Source organism: Phreatobacter sp. (assembly GCF_016793595.1).
Taxonomy (GTDB): Bacteria; Pseudomonadota; Alphaproteobacteria; order Rhizobiales; family Phreatobacteraceae; genus Phreatobacter.
Map to the genome: position 1 here is coordinate 378,896 of NZ_JAEULY010000015.1, position 13,712 is coordinate 392,607.

Annotated in this window: 10 protein-coding genes; all 10 read right to left on the minus strand. The window is 67.5% G+C overall.

The genetic code is table 11. From position 1 onward, the window contains the following. Nucleotides 1-49: 49 nt before the first annotated feature. The 10 genes from JNK84_RS16805 to JNK84_RS16850 all read right to left on the minus strand — a co-directional run bounded on the left by JNK84_RS16805 (nt 50) and on the right by JNK84_RS16850 (nt 13,708). Nucleotides 50-418, minus strand: coding sequence for a hypothetical protein (locus tag JNK84_RS16805; protein ID WP_293425826.1), 369 nt, complete (start codon nt 416-418; stop codon nt 50-52). A 24-nt stretch (nt 419-442) separates the two neighbouring features. Then, complete coding sequence (locus JNK84_RS16810; protein ID WP_293425827.1) at nt 443-3,571, minus strand: efflux RND transporter permease subunit; 3,129 nt, start codon at nt 3,569-3,571, stop codon at nt 443-445. Between the two features lie 3 nt (nt 3,572-3,574). Then, entirely contained in the window at nt 3,575-5,128 is a 1,554-nt protein-coding gene (locus JNK84_RS16815) for an efflux RND transporter periplasmic adaptor subunit (protein ID WP_293425828.1), read from the minus strand. 186 nt (nt 5,129-5,314) lie between these two features. Then, nucleotides 5,315-5,707 (minus strand): hypothetical protein, encoded by a 393-nt coding sequence (locus JNK84_RS16820; protein ID WP_293425829.1) that lies wholly within the window; start codon nt 5,705-5,707, stop codon nt 5,315-5,317. A gap of 241 nt (nt 5,708-5,948) precedes the next feature. Next, nucleotides 5,949-7,403 (minus strand): amidohydrolase family protein, encoded by a 1,455-nt coding sequence (locus JNK84_RS16825; RefSeq protein ID WP_293425830.1) that lies wholly within the window; start codon nt 7,401-7,403, stop codon nt 5,949-5,951. Between the two features lie 68 nt (nt 7,404-7,471). Then, entirely contained in the window at nt 7,472-9,073 is a 1,602-nt protein-coding gene (locus JNK84_RS16830; RefSeq protein WP_293425831.1) for an ABC transporter substrate-binding protein, read from the minus strand. Between the two features lie 55 nt (nt 9,074-9,128). Continuing rightward, nucleotides 9,129-10,025 carry an ABC transporter permease gene (locus tag JNK84_RS16835; RefSeq protein WP_293425832.1) on the minus strand — a complete coding sequence of 299 codons (897 nt, stop codon included), beginning with the start codon at nt 10,023-10,025 and terminating at the stop codon, nt 9,129-9,131. Continuing rightward, nucleotides 10,025-10,963: an ABC transporter permease gene (locus tag JNK84_RS16840; protein ID WP_293425833.1), complete on the minus strand. Its 939-nt coding sequence runs from the start codon at nt 10,961-10,963 to the stop codon at nt 10,025-10,027. Before JNK84_RS16840 ends, JNK84_RS16835 begins: the two co-directional genes overlap by 1 nt. A 4-nt stretch (nt 10,964-10,967) precedes the next feature. Beyond that, entirely contained in the window at nt 10,968-12,605 is a 1,638-nt protein-coding gene (locus JNK84_RS16845; protein ID WP_293425834.1) for an amidohydrolase, read from the minus strand. 257 nt (nt 12,606-12,862) lie between these two features. Then, entirely contained in the window at nt 12,863-13,708 is an 846-nt protein-coding gene (locus JNK84_RS16850) for an SDR family oxidoreductase (protein WP_293425835.1), read from the minus strand. Nucleotides 13,709-13,712 lie beyond the last annotated feature (4 nt).

A 13,712-nucleotide genomic window follows, 5' to 3' on the forward strand; every position in this document is an offset into this window, starting at 1 on the left:
GCAGCGAGCGGAACCCCGACGGAAAGGCCGGGGAAAGGCTCGCGGTCCCTCAGGGCACGACGAACCGGGCCGAGACCGAATGATTGTGGCCGTCGCGGCCGGAAATGACGACCCGCGCGCCCTTGGCGAGCGGCGCCTCCAGCCGGCCGGTCAGGCGGTTCGGGCCGCTCGCGGCGAGCGCGACATTGATGGTGCGGCCGGCATCCTGGACGACCGCGCGGACGCTGGCGCCCTGAACCGGCGTGACCTTGCCGTCATCCAGCAGATAGACGCTGATTTCCGTCGGCGCGACGACGAGCTCGACCTGATGATCCGCGCTGCCGGCGACCATGCCGCCATTGGGCCCGGCCCGCTGGGCGACGGCAGAACCGGCAGCGACCGTCACGGCGAGGGCCATGGCGAGAATGATCTTCTTCATGGGCTTGGTCTCCTTTGCTGGGGATCAGTAGGCATCGGCTACGGACACGCCGGACAACGACTTCTCGTCGCGCCGGGCGAGCAGGGCCTCAAGCGGCTTGCGGCCGAACCTGAGGAAGAGAACGGGCGTCAGGAACGTGTCGAGCAGCGTCGCCGAGACAAGCCCGCCGAAGATGGTCACGGCCACGGGGTGCAGAATCTCGCGCCCCGGCTCGCCCGCGCCGTAGAGGAGCGGGATGAGCGCCAGACCCGCCGACAACGCGGTCATCAAAACCGGCGACAGCCGCTCGAGCGAGCCGCGGATCACCAGATCACGCCCGAACCTCTCGCCCTCATAGAGCGCGAGGTTGATGTAGTGGCTGATCTTGAGGATGCCGTTGCGCGCGCTGATGCCGGCGAGCGTGATGAAGCCGATCATCGACGCGACCGAGAAGGACTGGCCGGCTAGCCAGAGGGCCGCGACGCTGCCGATCAGGGCCAGCGGGATATTGGTCAGGATGATCGCGGTGAGGATGGCCGACTGGTAGCGCGAGTAGAGCACCATGAACACCAGCGCCAGCGACACCAGCGACAGCCCGCCGATGACGAGCGTCGCCTCTTCCTGCGCCTGGAAGGTGCCTTCCAGGCTGGTGCCGTAACCGCGCGGCCATTCGGTCTCGGCCAGCACGCGACGGACGTCGGCGACGATGGCCGCCATGTCACGCTGGCCGTCGCCGTTGGCGGAGACGACAATGCGGCGCTGGCTGTTCTCGCGCAGGATCTGGTTCGGGCCTTCGCCCTCCTCGACACTGGCGATCAGGCGCAGCGGCACGAAGCCCTTGGGCGTCGGCACGAGCAGGTTGGCGAGGCTCGTGGTCGAGCGCTCGTCCTCGGCCAGCCGCACCACCACGTCGAAGCGGCGATTGCCCTCGACGATCTGGGAAACGACCCGGCCGTTCGACAGGCCCTCCAGCGCATCCGTGATCGCCGCCGGCGTGATGCCATAGAGCGCGGCGCGCTCGAAGTCCGGGGTGATCCTGAGTTGCGGAATCAGCACCTGCTTTTCGGTGTTGAGATCGACGAGGCCCGGAACCGACTGGAGGCGGGACTGCAGGTTGGCGGCAAGCGTCCGCAGGACGTCGAGGTCCTCGCCGAAGATCTTCACCGCCAGCTGCGCGCGCACGCCGGACAGCATGTGATCGAGGCGATGGGCGATGGGCTGACCGATGGCGACGCCGACCGGCAGGACCGACAGACGTGCCCGGATATCGGCGAAGACCTCGTCCTTGGTCCGGGCCGAGCGGGCCAGGGCGACGTCGATCTCCGAATTGTGCACGCCCTCGGCATGCTCATCCAGTTCGGCGCGGCCGGTGCGGCGGCCGACGCTGCGCGCCTCCGGGACCTGCATGATCAGCCGCTCGGCAATGGCGCCGAGCCGGTCCGACTCGGCGAGCGAGATGCCGGGATTGTACTGGAGGTTGATCAGCAGCGTGCCCTCGTTGAAGGGCGGCAGGAACAGCCTCGGCAGCTGGAAGGCGCCGAGCCCGGCCAGCGTGACGCCCGCGATGACCGCCGCGAAAAGGGTCTTCGGCCGGTCGAAGGCCCAGTTCAGCAGCAGCCGGTTGCCGGACTTGAGCTTGCGCACCAGCCAGGCGTCCTTGTGCTCGCGGATGCGGGTGCGCGACAGCAGATAGTAGGAGAGGACCGGGGTGATGGTGATCGAGATGATCAGGCTCGCCAGGATGGAGACGATGTAGGCGACGCCCAGCGGCGCGAAGAGCCGGCCTTCGATGCCTGACAGCGCGAAGAGCGGGATGAACACAAGGATCACGATCATCGTCGCGTAGACGATGCCAGAGCGCACCTCCTGGCTGGCCGCGGCGATGACGCCGAGGACCGGCAGCGGATGCTCGCGCTCGGAGTTCTCCTTGAGGCGCCGGAGGATGTTCTCGACATCGACCACCGCGTCATCGACCAGTTCACCGATGGCGATGGCGAGGCCGCCCAGCGTCATCGTGTTGATCGACAGTCCGAACGCCTGAAAGACGACGGCGGTCGCGAGAATCGAGATGGGGATGGCGGTGAGCGAGATGAAGGTCGCCCGGACATTGAGCAGGAACAGGATCAGGATGACCGCGACGACGGCCGCAGCCTCCAGAAGGACGGTCTGGACGTTGCGGATGGCGGTCTCGATGAACGTCGCCTGCCGGAACTGGATCTGGTCGGCGCGCACGCCTGCCGGCAATGTGCGCTGAATCGCGGCAAGGCGGGCCTCGACCTCCCGGGTCAGCGTCACGGTGTCCGCCGTCGGCTGTTTCTGGACGCCGACAATGACCGCCGGCGCGCCCTGATAGCCGGCGTCGCCGCGCTTCGGACGGGGGGCGAACTCGACCCTCGCCACCTGACGCAGCAGGATCGACGCGCCGCCCTGCACCGTCACGACGAGGTTGCGCAGGTCGTCGAGGCGGTTGGTCAGCCCGATATTGCGGATCAGGTACTCGCGGGAATGCTGGTCGACGAAGCCGCCACCGGTATTGGCGCCAAAACGCTGAACCGCCTGTTCGATCTGCTGCGGCGTGATCGAGAGCCGAGTCATCTGCACCGGGTCCGGCGTGATGCGGTACTGGCGCACTTCACCGCCGATCGGGATGATCTGGGAAACGCCCGGCAGGGTCAGCAGCTGCGGCCGGATCACGAAATCGGCGATCTCGCGCAGGTCCATCGGGCTCGTGCTGGACGATGTCAGCGCGATCAGCATGATCTCGCCCATGATCGAGGAGATCGGGCCCATCTGGGGCTGGACGTTGCGGGGCAGGCGGGCCTGAACGAGGGACAGGCGCTCGGCCACCTGCTGGCGCGCGCGATAGATGTCGGTGCTCCAGCCGAACTCGACATAGACGATCGACAGGCCGACACCCGAGACCGACCTGACGCGATTGGCGCCGGGCATGCCGTTCATCGCCGTCTCGATCGGATAGGTGATGAGCTGCTCGACCTCCTGAGGCGCGAATCCCTCCGCCTCGGTCATCAGCACAACGGTCGGCCGGTTGAGGTCGGGGAAGACGTCGACGGGCAGCCTCGGCACCACGAAGGAGCCGTAGGCGATGAGGATGAGCGCCGCGGCGAGCACGAAGAGCCGGTGCTTCAGGCTGGCATTGACCAGGATGTTGAACATGGCTCAGCGCACCTGATTGATCAGCGGCGCGCTGCGGATGACGATGCGCTCACCGGTTTCGATGCCGCCGGTGATGAGGACGCGCTCGGCATCGAGCGGCTCCATCCGCACCGGACGCGGTACGAACACCTCGGCGTCGCGGTGCTGGAACACGACGCTCTGACCGTTCGGGGCCTGCGTCACGCTCGCCCGCGGCAGCACGATGCTGGTGAGCTTCCGGCCCGTCTCCGCGATCACTGAAATCGGCGTGCCTATGTCGAGCGATGACGGCGCATTCTCGATCTCGAACTGGAGCAGCGTCGACTGCTGCTGCAGCGAACGGGATCGCCCGACTAGCTTGAGAGTCAGAACCTGACCGTCGGGAAGCCGCGCCGTCGCGGTGCGGATGTCGCCGGGGTTGATCTGATCGAAGACCAGCGCCTCCACCCACAGGGAGCGCGGATCGATGACCTGGAACAGGATGTCGGCGGGCGACACGACCTGACCGATGGATACGCGGACTTCCGCGACGACGCCGTCCACCGGCGCCGTCAGCGGCTCGGGAACGACCTTGCTCTGGCGCAGCTCCGTCCGCCGCCGCTCGAGGCCGCGCAGCTGGATCTCCGTCTCCTCCAGCGACTGCCTCGGAATGGCGTTGCGCTCGACCAGCACGCGCTGGCGCTCGAGCCTCGATCGATAGAGGGCGATCTGCTGTTCGAGATCGCCTTCCGTCTGCTGCAGCGTCGCCGCATCCACAGGCAGGAACGAGGGCTGGACGAAGGCGAGCACTTCCCCGGCGCGCACGCTCTGGCCAAGGCGCGGCAGGCCATTGCCCGCCGTCGAGATTCGTCCGCCGATCGTGCCCTGAACCTGGCCCGACCGGTTCGGATTGGCGATGATCCGTCCGGCGAAACGCACCGTCGGGCTCGCCTCCTGCGGGGCCACGATTTCGGTGCGGACCTCCAGCAGGCGCTGGGTGGGTTTCGGCAGGAAGATCGAACCGTCGGGGCGGCGATGCGGCGCATTGCCCTGCGTCGAGGCCGGCGCGCCACCGTGATCATGCCCCTCGTGAGCGAAGCTCAGCGTGGTCGCCATGACGAGGAAAGCGATGGCGGAGATACCGATCACCAGCTTCGGCCGCGACCTGAAGCCAAGGCCGATCAGGAGCCCGAGCAGCAGCGGGGCCCCAGCGACCAGCATGGTCGGCCTGACGGTCGAAACCTCCTGTTGGACGCGGGTCACGATGCCACGCCAGCCGCTCGCCCGCGCCGCCGTGGCCGCCGCCGGCGACGGGATGGTCAGCGAGCCGACGAGCAGGTCGGTGGTCTCGCCATGCCGGATGTCGGCGACGACTTCGAGGCTGCCCGGCTGCTTCAGCGCGGGCGTCGTCACCTCGTAGGTGCCGTTCGACTGGGCCTCGGCCTTGTGCGTGGTGCCGTTGATCGTGACCTCGATGGTCGCGTCGGTCAGCGGCTCATTGCTGGCGAAACGGTCGAGATAGATGACCAGAACCTCGCCTTCGACGATGCCGACGAGTTCGAACTGATCCGAACCCGCCGTGATCCGCGGGCTGGCCACCGCCGCGGCCGGAGCCGCTTCGGGGCCATGATCGTGGCCGGGACCCGCAATGGCTCCGCCCGGGGCAAAGAGACTAAGGGACGCGATAGCGCCAAGGATGCGCAAAAGGCGCGACGCGGTGCCGGACAGCGACATGAGAAGGCTCCAAACGACAGGGGTCTTCGCACGCCGGTACGACGTGCGACGTCAGGTCGAATGCAGCTGGCGTGGTGGTCGTTCGAGGCGGCTCGCGGCCGCGGCGTCCAGGACGAGGTCGTCCGGAATTGCAATACGGCCCGATACCGCATCGTAGCGGGCGAGCATGGGCGCGCCGACCTGCGGCGAGATCGGTGACGAATGGTGGAGGCAGCAGTCGAGCCCGCCGGCAGGATGGTCGGGCGCAGCCGGCTCGTTCTGGTGGGAATGCTGATGCCCGGCATGCGCGGCATGGGCGCCGCTTTCCAACTGGCCGCCCGCGGGAGAGGCGTGGGTCGCATGGACATGCGCCAGCGGCGCCGACATGGCGAACAGCACCATCACCGCCAGCACAAGGCGTGCCGCCGATTCAAAAGGTCCGGTTCTGACCAAGCGACGGATCAAGGTGGCCCGTTCTGAGTTGCCAATGAGTCGCAAAAACTAGTTCAACGCGCCCATTCTGGCAATGCCGTGTAGGACCGGCACGCCCGTCTCGCAAGCGCGAAGGGCCAGACCCTGGACGCAAAAGCGTGAACATGGGTTGAACGGACCCGATTGGCCCCGCGACATGACAAGGCCGGCGCAGCCTGATCGGGATGCACCGGCCCGCCTGTTCGTCATGCAGGCCCGCTCTCGACAGACGGCGCTACTTGCCCTGCCCGGCCTGGAACATCAGCGGCGAGATCGTCAGATGATCACGGCTCGCCCAGTCGAGCTGGCGGACGCCAGCCTCGGCGCGGCGCTGGGCCGCTTCCAGCTTCTCGCAGGCGCTGGCCAGATCCATGGTCAGCACCTTGCCGCCATCGACCACCTTCTTGCCGTCGACGAAAACCGTGCGGATGGCCCGCTCGGCCGCCGCATAGATCATCGAGCGCACGGGGTCGCGGACCGGGCGCATGGACGGGTGGGTGACATCGACCAGCACGATGTCGGCCTTGGCGCCCTTGGCGATGCGGCCGATATCGCTGCGGCCGAGCGCCTTGGCGCCGCCGAGGGTCGCGGCATTGAACACGTCGGATGACCGCACATCGTAGCAATCCTGCGCGATCACTCGCGACATGATGGCGACGTGGCGCATCTCCTCGATCATGTTGTGCGGATAGGTGTCCGTGCCGATCGCCATGTTGACGCCGCGGCGGACATATTCGCCGAAGGTCCGGAGCGTGATGCCGCGGCGCTGGAACACGGTCGGGCAATGGGCGACCGTCGTGCCGGTGTCGACAAGGTCCTGAATGTCGTCTCGCCGCGTCCAGTGCGCCGAGCTGTGATGGTCGAGGAAGATGCCGTGGCCGATCAGCGAGCGCTCCGAGAGCACGCCGAGGGAGCCGAGCCATTCCACCGGCGTCATGCCGTGGCGGCGGGTCATCTCGTGGAACTCGACGACCGACTGGGCCGCGTGAATCTGGAACGGCAGGTTGCGGCGCTTCGCCTCATCGAAGGCGGCCTTGATCAGGCCGGGCGAACAGGTGTCGATCTGGCTCGGCGAGACCATGCCCGACATGCGGCCCGACGGGTGCTTCGCCGCCTCGTCGAGCACGGACATCGCCGCATCCATCGCGGCGAAGCCCTCGTCCTGAGCCCATTCATATTCGACGACATAGCCGTTCTTGGTGAACCAGCGCGCCGAACGGAACATCGGCGACAGCACGCCGCGCAGGCCCGAGGCGGCGAAAGTGTCGACCCAGCCCTTCCAGGCGACGGACATGTCGACCAGCGTGGTGACGCCGGACAGCAGCAGTTCCGAATAGGCGACCGTGGCCGAGGCGGGGATGTCGTCGGGGTCGGGCGCGCCGCCGGCATCGGCCCGGAACAGCGGCATGAATTCGTAGAGCGACGACTGGTAGAGCTTCTGCGAGCCGAGCTCGTCGTTCCAGCCCTTGGTCATCGGCTCGGAGGCGGGATGCGAGTGGACATTGACGAGGCCGGGCATGACGAGAAGGCCGCGCCCATCGATGGTCGTCTCGGCGGCGCCGGCAAAGCCGGGGCCGACATGCACGATGCTGTTGCCGTCGAAGGCCACGTCCGCGTCGTTGAGATAGGTGTGCTTCTCGCCGTCATAGGCGACGACCCAGGCGGCGTTCTTGATCAGAGTGACGGGCATGACATCTCGTCCGGACTTGGAATGAAGCGGCCGGGCACGCGGCAGGCGCGCCCGGCCGTGTTTGGAGATCAGCGCACGAAGCGCAGGTCGAGGCCCTTGTAGAAGCCCGAGCCGTAGTTGTTGTGCGCCCGGAACGGGGCAAGACGGTTGGAGACCGCGATCTTCATCGGCTCGTGGTAGAGCGGAATCCAGACCGCCGCCTCATGGACCTGCTGGAGCACCTGGCCATAGGCCGCGGCGCGATCGGCCTCGTTGACCGCGGTCATGCCGGCCTGAAGCAGGCGGTCGGTGTCGGCATTGCGCCAGTTCATCCGGTTCGGCGTCGGCACGTTGGTCGAGCGGAAGTAGAGGTTCAGCGCGTCACCGGCCGTGATGTAGGGGAAGGACATGCCGAACAGGTCAAATTCCTGCGTGGCGAGCTTGCCCCAGGCAACCGTCGCATCGAAGAGCTGGATGCGCAGGTCGACGCCGATCTTGCGCAGGTCGCCCTGCACGGCCTCGGTGAGCTTCGACCAGGTCGAACCGGTGAACGTGTAGACGATCGGCGACAGCCGGACGCCGTTCTTGGCGCGGAAGCCGTCGGGACCGCGAACCCAGCCGGCCGCGTCGAGAATGCGGTTGGCTTCCGCGACATTGGTGCGGATGAGCTGCGAATCGAGCCGCTTGTCCCAGTCGGTGGCCGACTGGTGGATGTAGGAATAGGCGGGTTCGGTCTCACCGAAGTTCAGGTCGCGGGAGATCGCCTCCTGATCCACGGCCATGACGATGGCGCGACGCACGGCCGGATCATCAACGCCGGCCTTGTCGACCTTGAATCCGATGAAGTAGGTCCAGAACGCCGCCGGATTCTCGACCACCCGCAGGTTGCGGTTGGCGCGGATCTGGGCGAGGCCCGAATAGGGCACGTACTGGGTGGCCTGGCTCTGGCCGGTCAGCACGGCGGCGAGACGGGTGTTCTCTTCCGGCACGATGCGCCAGACGATCTCCTGGATGTGGGCCGGGCCGCGATTCTCGTAGATCGGCGGACCCCAGCGATAGGCGTCGTGACGGCGCATGCGCATGTCGTTGCGCGGGCGCCAGTCGACCCAGCAATAGGGGCCGGTTCCGTTGAAGCCGCGCACGCCGAAATCGGCGCCGAGGGCCTCGACATTCGCCTTGTCGATGACGACCGCGAAGCTCTGGGTGAGCTGGTAGAGCAGTTCCGAGAACGGCGCGGTGAGACGGTATTCGACCGTGTAGGGGTCCTTGGCGACGATGTCCTCGACCGGGCCGGCGCGCCAGCGCACCGGCGAGCGCGTCTCCGGATTGATCCAGCGCTTCAGCGAATAGACGACATCGTCGGCGGTCATCTTCTTGCCGTCGCAGAACTGCACGTCCTGCCGCAGCTTGAACGTATAGACCTTGCCGTCCGCCGACACCGACCAGCTCTCCGCGATGCCGGGCTTGATCGACGTCATGTCATGGTCGAGCGACACCAGCGTATCGGCCAGCATGAACAGCGCCTCGGTGGCGGCGCGCGCCGTCGAGCGGTGCGGATCGTAGCGGTCGGAATCGACCTCGCGGACGATGGTCAGCGTGTTTTGCGCCTGAGCCCTTGCGGCCTCGGTCGCGACAAGCAGTCCGCCGCCGGCAAGCGCCGTGGCGACCAGTGCCAGTTTTCTGAAGTTCATCAGTTCAACTCCTCTGAAGTCCTGGGGTTTTGCGCGGCCCGTTCTGCGCGGGCCGTCAGGTGTTGCGGAGCCTCGGGTCGAGCAGGTCGCGGAGCGCGTCGCCGAGGACGTTTGCGCAGAGGACGAGCAGGACGATGACGAAGGAAGGAATGACGGCGATGTGGGGGGCGAGGAACAGTTCGTTGCGGCCGGCGGAGGCCATGGTGCCGAGCTCGGCGGCGGGCGGCTGGGCGCCGAGGCCGAGGAAGGACAGGGCGGAGCCGAGCAGGATCACCTGGCCGAAGCGCAGGGTCAGATAGACGAAGACCGAGGAGATGCAGTTGAGCGCGAGGTAGCGGGTCAGCAGCGTGCGGTCGTTGAGGCCGATGGCGCGGCCGGCCTCGATGAAGTCCTGGCCCATGACCACCAGCGCCGAGGCGCGGGTGACGCGGGCGACGGTGGGGATGGTGGCGATGGCGAGCGAGATGACGACGGCGGTCATGCCCGGCCCGACCACGGCGGCGAAGGCAAGGCCGAGCAGGATGGCCGGGAACGACAGCAGGATGTCGGCGAGGTGCATCAACCAGCCGTCGAGGCGCTTGTAGAAGGCCGCGAGGAGACCGAGGGCGAGGCCGATCGCGCCGCCGATGGCGGTGGCGATCAGGCCCATCAGCAGCGTCGCGCGCAGGCCGAACAGCACGCGCGAGAACAGGCACCGGCCGAGCCCGTCGGTGCCGAGCAGGAATTGCCAGCGGCCACGCCCCTCCCAGACCGGGGGCAGCATGCGCAGGCGCGTGTTGGTCAGGTAGGGATCGTTCGGCGCGATCCACGGCGCGAGGATGGCGGCGGCGATGAGGAGGACGAGCACGACGGCCGCGGCCAGCGCCAGGCGGTCGCGGAACAGCCGTCTCAGCGCCGAGGGCGGGCGCGATGCCGCGGCGGGCGCAGCGGCGGAGGAAGCGGACTGGGCCATCACTTGGCGACCCGCGGATCGAGGACGCCGTAGAGCACGTCGACGACGAGATTGATGACGATGAACGACACCGCGAGGACCAGGATCGAACCCTGCGCCAGCGGCAGGTCGCGGGCGAGGATCGCGCCCACCGCCAGCCGCCCGACGCCGGGCCAGGAGAAGATCGTCTCGGTGACCACCGCGCCGCCGAGCAGGAAGCCGGCCTGCAGGCCGATCAGGGTGATCACCGGGATCAGCGCGTTGCGCAGCACGTGGCGGATGATCACCGTCCGTTCGGCGAGGCCCTTGGCGCGCGCCGTGCGGACATAGTCGGCGTTCATCACCTCCAGCGCCGCCGTGCGCGTCATGCGCGCCACCGGGCCGATGAAGATCAGCCCCAGCGTCAGCGCCGGCAGCGCGATATGGGCAAGGCCCTCGCGCGTCCACAGCGGCCCGGCGCGGCCGAGGAAGGGCAGCAGCTCCCACTGGTAGCCGGCATACATGATCAGCATCAGGCCGACGAAGAAGACCGGCGTCGAGACGCCGAGCACCGACACCGCGATGATCAGCCGGTCCAGCAGGTTGCCGCGGTTGACCGCCGCGACGGTGCCGAGCGCGATGCCGATCGGCACCGACCAGACGAGGCAGGCGATCATCAGTTCGGCCGTCGGCCCGATCGCATCCGCCAGTTCCGAGATGACCGGTGTGTTGTTGATCATCGAATAGCCGAGGTCGCCACGCAGCACCCGGCCCATGTACAGCAGGAACTGCACCACCAGCGGCCGGTCGAGGCCAAGATCACGCCGGATTTGCTCGACCACCTCGGGCGTCGCCTGCGGGCCACCGATCACCTGCGCAACGTCCCCCGGCACAAGCTGCAGCAGCATGAAGCCGAGCAGCAGAACGCCAAACAGAACCGGTACAGACAAAACCGCCCGATGGATCAGATGGGTGCCCATCCGGTCAGCCCTTCCATTCGCCGGTCGCGTCGTGGACGCAGGCGCCGCCGAGAATGGTCAGGTCGCAGCGCGTCCCGGACAGCAGCTGCTCCGGCGTCGCCGTCAGCAGGTCGCGCGAGAACACCGCCACATCGGCCGCCTGGCCGGGCCTGAGCGTTCCGCGATGGTCCTCGCACTTGTTCACGTAGGCTCCGAATTCCGTATAGGCCTGGATGGCGCGCTCGATCGAGATCGCCTCGCCGCCGCCGACCACCGTGCCACGAGACGTCTTGCGCGTCAGCATGGTGTAGAAATTCGGCCAGACATTCGCGTCGCAGACCGGCGCGTCGGTCGAGGCGGCCGGGCTGAAGCCCATGTCGATCCAGGTCTTCATGGGATAGCTGGTCGCCGGACGCTCGTCCGGCATGACCGACTGATAGAGATCGCCGAAATCGTAGATGAAGACCGGCTGCGGCACGGGCTCGATGCCGGCGCGCCGCATGCGCTTCATCTGATCCATCGTGTTGAAGCCGCAATGCTCGATCCGGTGGCGGCGATCCGCGTCGGGGTATTTCGCCAGCGCCTTCTCCGTCGCGACCAGCGTCTGCTCGATGGCGCCGTCGCCGATGGCGTGGACGGCGAGCTGATAGCCGCGCGCATGCACGGCCATGGTCGCCTCTTCCATTTCCTTGTCGGTCAGGCAGTAGATGCCGTGGGTCTGCTCCTCGCCCTCGTAAGGCGCGGTCATCGCGGCGGTCTTGCCGCCGGCGGAGCCGTCCGTGAAGATTTTCACCGGGCCGATGCGCAGCATGTCGTCGCCCGAGCCAGTGATCAGGCCCTCGCCGTGGCACTGGTCGAGAATGCCGTCGGGGATGTCGAGCAGGCACTGGGTGACGCGGATCGGCTGACGGCCGGTGCGGACCGCCGTGCGATAGGCGACGATCTCGCGGTATTTCGAGTGAATGCCGACGGCGGCGTCCATGGTCGACGTGATGCCGAAGGAGTTCATGTACTGCGCGCCGCGCTCGATGGCGGCGACCAGCTCCTCGTCGGAGGCCGCCGGCAGCACAGCCTTGACCGGCAGCCGGCCATTCTCGGCGAGAAGACCGGTCAGATCGCCGTTGACCTGCTCGATGGCGCCGCCGGCCGGAACCGGAGAAGACTTGGTGACGCCTGCGAGCTTCAGCGCCAGCGAGTTGACCACCGCGAGATGACCGCAGGTGCGGACGAGATAGACCGGGTTGTCGGGCGCCGCCGCATCAAGTTCGGTGCGGTGGGGGTGCCGGCGCACGTCGAGCTGGAAGTGATCATACCCGCGCGCGAGAATCCATTCGCCGGGTTTCCTGGTCTTCGCGGCCTCGCGAATGAGGTTCAGAAGCCCGTCGAGCGTGTTGGCGGCCTGGGGCCGCGCATCGACCTCGGCCATGGACACGCCCATGGGCAGGAGATGGGCATGGGCCTCGAACAGGCCCGGCGTGGCCAGCCGGCCGCGCAGTTCGACGACCTTCGTGGCCGGTCCGATCAAAGGCTCGATGTCGGCGGACGAGCCGACCGCCAGCACCTTGCCGCTCCACAGGGCCACGGCCTCCGCGACGGGCTCACCATAGGCGACGAAAACGCGGCCGCCGCGCAGAACGACATCGGCCTTGGGAAGGATTGGCATGCAGTCTCCAATACGATCGTTTCGGAAACTGGCACGCTGTTTCGCCGCCGTGCAAGCTGTGGACGCGCCGGGCTCCTTCGTTCGGGCCGGGGTAGATTTGTCGCGACGAGGCGCTAAGGTGGGGAACTTTCGGTTCGTGCATGACCTTGCGGGAAAACGTGCATTTCCTCCCGCATCGCGCGTGGCGAACTGCACCCGGCATCGACTGCTGTGATGCGCGTGGCGATAGGTCGCGCGTCCCTTCGCGGAGCCCGGCGTCAGCGACCCTGCCGGAAATAGTCCGGGCGCGGAATGGTCCACTGGTCGCCCCAGACCTGGTTGCCGCCATCGACGACCATCACCTCGCCGGTGACGAAGGCGCCGCTCGGACCGACCAGATAGGTGACGGCGTCGGCGACGTCGCGCGCCGCGCCGAACCGCTGCATCAGGTTCGAGCTCGGCAGGTCGCGCTGGGCTTCCTCGGAATAGACGTCCATGCCTTCCGTGGCGATGGCTCCCGGCGCGACGCAATTCACCCGGATGTTCAGCGGCGCCCACTCGATGGCGAGGGTCTTGGACAGGTAGATCACGCCCGCGCGCGCGGCGCAGGTGTGCGCAACCCCCGGCATGCCCCGCCAGACCACCGTGACGATATTGACGATGGAGCCGGCCTGCCCGGCGTCGCGCCAGCGCTTCGCGGCCGCCTGCATCATGTACCAGGAGCCGTTGAGATTGGTGTCGATGACGGCGTTCCAGCCCTTCACCGAATAGTCGATGGCAGCTTGCGGAAACTGGCCGCCGGCATTGTTGACGAGATGATCGAGCCGGCCGAAACGGTCCCAGATCTCGGCCTGCATCCGGTCGACATCCTCCGCGTCGCGAATGGTCGCCGGCCGCACCATCGCCTCCGCGCCGATGGAACGCAGCATGGCGGCGGTCGCCTCCAGCTTCTCGACCTTGCGGCCGCAGATCACGACCTTCGCACCCAGCCGGCCGCACTGGATGGCGATGGCCTTGCCGATACCGCTGCCGGCTCCCGAAACAAGCACGACCTGATCCTTCAGCAGGTCCTCGCGATAGGTCAGCGGCGCGGTGAGCGGATCGTGGGATGCGGCATCGGTCATCAGG

Excerpts from the sequence above, each read along its gene's own strand:
- JNK84_RS16810 (WP_293425827.1), bottom strand. The coding sequence starts at position 3,571 with ATGTTCAACATCCTGGTCAATGCCAGCCTGAAGCACCGGCTCTTCGTG.
- JNK84_RS16825 (WP_293425830.1), bottom strand. The coding sequence starts at position 7,403 with ATGCCCGTCACTCTGATCAAGAACGCCGCCTGGGTCGTCGCCTATGAC.
- JNK84_RS16840 (WP_293425833.1), bottom strand. The coding sequence starts at position 10,963 with ATGGGCACCCATCTGATCCATCGGGCGGTTTTGTCTGTACCGGTTCTG.
- JNK84_RS16835 (WP_293425832.1), bottom strand. The coding sequence starts at position 10,025 with ATGGCCCAGTCCGCTTCCTCCGCCGCTGCGCCCGCCGCGGCATCGCGC.
- JNK84_RS16805 (WP_293425826.1), bottom strand. The coding sequence starts at position 418 with ATGAAGAAGATCATTCTCGCCATGGCCCTCGCCGTGACGGTCGCTGCC.
- JNK84_RS16845 (WP_293425834.1), bottom strand. The coding sequence starts at position 12,605 with ATGCCAATCCTTCCCAAGGCCGATGTCGTTCTGCGCGGCGGCCGCGTT.
- JNK84_RS16830 (WP_293425831.1), bottom strand. The coding sequence starts at position 9,073 with ATGAACTTCAGAAAACTGGCACTGGTCGCCACGGCGCTTGCCGGCGGC.
- JNK84_RS16850 (WP_293425835.1), bottom strand. The coding sequence starts at position 13,708 with ATGACCGATGCCGCATCCCACGATCCGCTCACCGCGCCGCTGACCTAT.